We start from the raw sequence: 2,918 nt of genomic DNA, 5'->3' as shown, positions 1-2,918 counted from the left end.
CAAGCCGATCTCCGATCCCAATACAGAATCGGCAACCTCACAGATCGCGACCACTCCCGAAAGGTGGTCCCACAACAGCGCTTACAGACAAGCCGGCCAGAGGACTGTCCTTGCAGAAGCGAAGCGGTCAAGGGCCGTCGCCTCGCTGGGCATCTTTGCAGCCGCGACGATCACTCCGGCACGCCGGAGATGCCCAGCGCCTCGACGTAACGCTCGGCGAACACCTCGTCCAGCCACGGGTTGATCTGTCTCTGCAGGGTGAGCGTGTAGGTCGGGAACGCCTTCATCAGCCGCCGCGCCGCCGCCTGCGCCTCGTGCAGCCGGTTGAGTTTGACCAGCGCCATGATCACAACCCGGTGCGAGGAGCCGTAGTTCGGCATCTCGTGCAGCGCGCGTTCTCCCCATGCCAGCGCTTCCTCGTAGCGCTCGAGCATCAGGTAGCTCATCCCGATGCCGGAGAGGGCGATGCCCTTCTCGGGGTCGACCGGGCTCAGCCGCATTGCCCTGTGAAAGTGCTCGATGGCGACGAGCGGGCGGCTGGAGTGTGCGTTCACCCAGCCGCTGCCCGTATAGCCCTGCGCCGAATTGGGATTAAGCAGCAGGGATCGTTCGATCGTGCGCAGCGCCATCTCGTAGTTCTTCGCGCTGTAGGCGATCACCTGCGCGGCGAATCGTAGGCTCGTGGGGTCGTCGCGCGCTTCCGCCAGTACCTCGCGCGCCATGCGCGCGGCGACTCGGATATCGTCCGGCTCGTGCCAGCACTGGCTCACGGATAGGCTGCGGATATAGGCGCCGAGTGCCTTCGCCAAGGTGAAGCCAGGGTCGATGCTGAGCGCCTCGTTGGTGAGCCGGCGCACGTCGGCAAAGCCTTCGCGCGTCATGCTGTAGAAGCGCGGCAGCGCGCGAAGGAAGAGGTCGTAGGCGCTGATGTAGTCGGTCGGCTTCATGCGCGCCTGCCTGATCTCCGCCAGCCGGATGGTCGGCTCGACAGCGCCGACGACGCTCTCGGTCACCTTGTCCTGCAGGTCGAAAATGTCGCTCACGTCGCCCTCGAAGCGGTCGGCCCAGACATGATGTCCGCTGATCGCGTCCACCAACTGCCCACTGATGCGCACCCGCGATCCTGCTCTGCGGATGCTGCCTTCGAGCACGTAGCGGACGCCCAGCTCGCGCCCAACCTGGCGCAGGTCCACCGCCCGGCCCTTGTAGGTGAAGGACGAGTTGCGGGCGATCACGAAGAAGGAGTTCACCCGGCTCAATCCCGTGATGATGTCCTCCACCAGTCCGTCGGCGAAGTATTCCTGGTCGGGATCTCCGCTCATGTTGGTGAAAGGCAGAACCGCGATCGAGGGTTTCTCGGGCAGCGGAGGCAGTGCAGCCACCGAGGCGCTGGCGCCGGTCTCGACGCGGTAGGCGCGCACAGGACGCTCGATGTTCTTGAGGCGCAGGTTGCCGAGCGGCGTGAAGCCGCAGTCGAGCTTGCCCTGAAGGTGGTCGAAGGCGGTACCCGAGACGACCACGGTGCCGGGATCGGCGGCGCTTTCGAGGCGGGCGGCGATGTTGACCGCGTCGCCGTAGAGGTCGCCGTCCTCCTCGCAGACCACGTCGCCGAGATTGACGCCGATGCGGAAGCGAATCCGCTCTTCCTCGGGCGTCTCCGCCTCGTGATCTGCCAGGGCCTGCTGGATCGCCATTGCCGAGGTCACCGCGTTAACGACGCTCGCGAACTCACACAGCATGCCGTCGCCGGTGAGCTTGACGATCCGACCCCCGTGCTCGGAGACCAGGGGTTCGAGGAGGTCCTTGCGGTAGATCTTCAGCCGCTCGAGGGTCCCGCGCTCGTCGCGCTCCGTCAGGCGCGAATAGCCGACCACGTCGCAAGCCAGGATCGCTGCGAGGTGGCGCTGCGTGGTCATTGCATCGCTCAGCCAAGCGCCTGCACGCGGGCCGCCCCGTGTCCGTGTCCTGCCAACTTCCAGACGCCCCATGTCCATGGTATCCATCTCTCCGGTCGCCGCCTGTCGCCGATACAGAACGAGAATGCAGCTCGACCTTGCGTTCACGAGATTTCGCTATACCGCTTGCGAGGCGTAGAGCGTTCCAGTCGCCGCGCTAGCAGCCCAACCGACAACACGCCTATGCAGCCTCTGGGGACGCTGGCACTTCACTCCCAGAAGGCCGGAAATATTTCTTGTCCTGTGTAACCGGTTGACGCCACCGTGGCGGTGCTTTTGTCACCGCGATGTAACAGCGAGATGCCCTACGAACGGGCGCAGCGGGCATTACACCAGACGTTCGCGCTTAGAGGTGCTGAGGTCGGCAGGTGGCGCATCGAAGACTTCCAAATCCTGGTGAGCATCGGCTTCACCAACCTGTTGCACCTCTACTCGCCTGATCTGATCGTGACGGGCGGCGGCCTCGCCAACGGCTTCGATCTCCTGGCGGGTGCGGGTGATGCCACCTACCGCGACGTGCCGATCGTACAGGCGCAGCTCGGTGACCAAGCCGGCCTGGTCGGCGGGGCAACCCTTATCCTGCGGGAGGGCGAGCCAGGAACGTCACTGGCAATCGCGCAGAACGACAGAGAAGATGACGCCGGCACTCGCCGTGAGCGCTTCGGCCGCAGCTCCACCAGCGGTATGTCGTAAGCGGCCGAAACATCATGGTATTTTTCAGCACCCGCCATCGATCCCCACTTTTGTCCCCACTTGTTGTCATTGCGTACCGATGGGAACGGCCAGAATGCCCGTGAACTGCTTTGGCGGGTTGCCTGCTTTCGAGGAATAGTTTTCCCCCTCTCTGGTTTCCTTTCTGTCTCCAGGCGTGAGCCCCTGTTGAACCGCCCCGGGTTTTCCGGAGGCCGTTTCGTTTGAGTCACGCGGCTATGGCTGGTTCATCCAACATGGCGTAGTAGCGTT

General features: G+C 64.1%; 2 protein-coding genes. One reads left to right on the top strand and one right to left on the bottom strand.

Annotated features, from left to right (window positions below; translation table 11 throughout):
- Positions 1–170 precede the first annotated feature (170 nt).
- Positions 171–1,916, bottom strand: coding sequence for an adenylate/guanylate cyclase domain-containing protein (locus NKH21_RS32575; RefSeq protein ID WP_352869995.1), 1,746 nt, complete (start codon positions 1,914–1,916; stop codon positions 171–173).
- 339 nt (positions 1,917–2,255) lie between these two features.
- Between NKH21_RS32575 and NKH21_RS32570 the strand changes: the two genes are divergently transcribed.
- Positions 2,256–2,648 carry a hypothetical protein gene (locus NKH21_RS32570; RefSeq protein ID WP_502911931.1) on the top strand — a complete coding sequence of 131 codons (393 nt, stop codon included), beginning with the start codon at positions 2,256–2,258 and terminating at the stop codon, positions 2,646–2,648.
- Positions 2,649–2,918 lie beyond the last annotated feature (270 nt).

It is taken from the genome of Mesorhizobium sp. M1329 (assembly GCF_040318035.1).
Classification (GTDB): domain Bacteria; phylum Pseudomonadota; class Alphaproteobacteria; order Rhizobiales; family Rhizobiaceae; genus Mesorhizobium.
Note: the sequence above shows the minus strand (reverse complement) of the source record. Positions and strands in the feature narration are given on the sequence as shown.

Excerpts from the sequence above, each read along its gene's own strand:
- NKH21_RS32570 (WP_502911931.1), top strand. The coding sequence starts at position 2,256 with ATGCCCTACGAACGGGCGCAGCGGGCATTACACCAGACGTTCGCGCTT.
- NKH21_RS32575 (WP_352869995.1), bottom strand. The coding sequence starts at position 1,916 with ATGACCACGCAGCGCCACCTCGCAGCGATCCTGGCTTGCGACGTGGTC.